Origin of the sequence: Paucibacter sp. XJ19-41 (assembly GCF_028462495.1) — a bacterium.
In the GTDB taxonomy this organism is placed as follows: Bacteria; Pseudomonadota; Gammaproteobacteria; order Burkholderiales; family Burkholderiaceae_C; genus Roseateles_E.
The window spans coordinates 1-396 of the sequence record NZ_JAQOWX010000307.1; the positions used below are offsets into that span (position 1 = coordinate 1).

Sequence of the window (396 nt, forward strand, 5' to 3'; positions counted from 1 at the left end):
CAGTCCGTGTCAATACTCTGACGCTAAGCTGAAGGCCTGAAGACAATGCCCTGCAACGCAAGTTGCAGGGCATTGTTCTTATGGGCTACGTGCAAGGACAGAGTCGAGACCAGGGCAGCCTGTTTCCGGTGTCGCTGGACGAGTTGATCGGACCGGAGCATGTGTGCCGGGTGATCGCGGCGTTCGTGGCGCGGCTGGACCTGAAGGCGCTGGGTTTTGCTCGAGCCCACAGCAAGGCCACAGGCCGCCCGCCGTACGACCCGGCGGACCTGCTGATGTTGTACCTGTACGGCTACCTCAATCGGTTGCGCTCATCGAGGCGTCTGGAGCGGGAGTGCCAGCGCAACATCGAACTGATGTGGCTGCTGCACCGGCTCACGCCCGACCACAAGACCA

General features: G+C 61.9%; 1 protein-coding gene. It reads left to right on the forward strand.

From position 1 onward, the window contains the following. Positions 1-80 precede the first annotated feature (80 nt). A partial coding sequence (locus PO768_RS29120; protein ID WP_272648841.1) for a transposase occupies positions 81-396 on the forward strand: 316 nt, incomplete at its 3' end.